This is a genomic window from Cryobacterium sp. 10I1, from assembly GCF_035019805.1.
GTDB lineage: Bacteria > Actinomycetota > Actinomycetes > Actinomycetales > Microbacteriaceae > Cryobacterium > Cryobacterium glucosi.
This window is the reverse complement of sequence record NZ_JASJVF010000443.1, coordinates 1-1,522: the sequence shown is the minus strand read 5'-3', so window position 1 is coordinate 1,522 and position 1,522 is coordinate 1. Positions and strand designations below refer to the sequence as shown.

Sequence of the window (1,522 nt, the reverse complement as noted above, 5' to 3'; positions counted from 1 at the left end):
CCTGCGAAACCGGGCTGGTCGAGTCGACCGCAAACCCGCTTGCCGTTTTCACCCGCCATCGGAGTACGTCCCGGGCGGGTCAGGCGAGGGCGGCGGTGTGCAGGGCGGCGTGGTCGAGGTAGTTCGCGGCATTCTGGCGGATGCCCGCGACCTCGGCATCCGTCAGGGGTCGGCGTACCTTGGCCGGGACCCCGGCGACGAGCGAATACGGCGGCACGATCGTGCCTTCGAGCACGACGGCCCCGGCCGCGACGAGGGAACCCGTACCGATCACGGCGCCGTTGAGCACGGTCGCCTTCATGCCGATCAGGGCGCCGTCCTCGACGACGCAGCCGTGCAGCACCGCGCCGTGCCCGACGGACACGTCCCGGCCCACGATGAGCGGGAAACCGTGGTCGACGTGGCAGGAGACGTTGTCCTGCAGGTTCGAGCCTGCCCCGATCCGGATCGGTTCCGCCTCCGCGCGCAGCACCGAGTTGTACCAGACGCTTGCGTGTTCGGCGAGGATCACATGCCCCACGAGCACCGCACCAGGGGCGACGAACGCGGAGTCCGCGATGCTCGGCCCCGGCCGGTCGGGAAGAGTGATGATGCGGGCGGCGCTGTCTGCAGTCATACGCGCCAGCCTAGTGCGGCATCCGTCCCGCGCCCTTCCCCTGTCTCAACTCCAGAAGTGGCCTGCGCCGAATTCAGGAGTTGAGCAGTCCTGGCCCCGGGAAAGCGCTTGTGCGACCCGAAACGGGCCGCAACTCCTGAATTCGGGACGGGATAGGCTGGCGCGATGGTGAACACCGCACACCCCGCCGTCGACCGCGTGCGGGAGGCGCTCGCCGCCTTCGGGCTCGCGCCGGACATCCGCTGGCTCGATGAGGCGGCGACGACCGCGCAGCAGGCGGCCGACGCCCTCGGCATCGAGCCGGGCGCGATCGCCAACTCCCTCGTCTTCACCCTCGACGGCGAGCCGTTGCTCGTGCTGACCTCTGGAGCTCACCGCGTCGACACGCAGTGGCTTGGCGAGAGGCTCGGCGGCACGATCGGCCGGGCGTCGAAGGAACTCGTCAAGAGCGCGACCGGGCAGGTCATCGGCGGCGTTGCGCCGGTCGGGCATCCGAGTCCGCTCCGCACCCTCGTCGACGTCGACCTGGATGGGTATCCCGAAGTGTGGGCGGCGGCCGGCCACGCCCACACCGTCTTCCCGACCAGCTTTGCCGAACTGCTCCGCATCACTGCAGGAACGGCCGCGCCCGTCACCCCGCCCGAATCGGCATAACTCCTGCAGGTTCCCGGCCGTCTGCCGTGCCGCCCAGTGTTCTACTGGCAGCGCCGCAGCGGCCGGACCGATGTGCAGGACGGGGAAGCCGGGGAGGGGTCAGCCCTCCCGGCCGGCGCCGTCGGCCGCGCGCACCACGAAGGTGTCCGGGGCGCCGAACCCGGCATCCGCGAACGCGGACCGGACCGGGCAGACTGGGGTGTACGGCCCCCGGACCGCGCATCGTTTTCGCTCCACCACCCGAACCTCAGG

Annotated in this window: 2 protein-coding genes; one reads left to right on the top strand and one right to left on the bottom strand. The window is 70.8% G+C overall.

From position 1 onward, the window contains the following. Positions 1-79 precede the first annotated feature (79 nt). Positions 80-616 (bottom strand): gamma carbonic anhydrase family protein, encoded by a 537-nt coding sequence (locus tag QN345_RS18910; protein ID WP_134561609.1) that lies wholly within the window; start codon positions 614-616, stop codon positions 80-82. 165 nt (positions 617-781) lie between these two features. Between QN345_RS18910 and QN345_RS18905 the strand changes: the two genes are divergently transcribed. After that, on the top strand, positions 782-1,270 hold the full coding sequence (locus QN345_RS18905) for a YbaK/EbsC family protein (protein WP_322137212.1): 489 nt from the start codon (positions 782-784) through the stop codon (positions 1,268-1,270). The last annotated feature ends 252 nt before the right edge of the window (positions 1,271-1,522 follow it).

What these genes read in the sequence shown, in the direction of transcription:
- QN345_RS18910 (WP_134561609.1), bottom strand. Translation starts at nt 616, where the DNA reads ATGACTGCAGACAGCGCCGCCCGCATCATCACTCTTCCCGACCGGCCG.
- QN345_RS18905 (WP_322137212.1), top strand. Translation starts at nt 782, where the DNA reads ATGGTGAACACCGCACACCCCGCCGTCGACCGCGTGCGGGAGGCGCTC.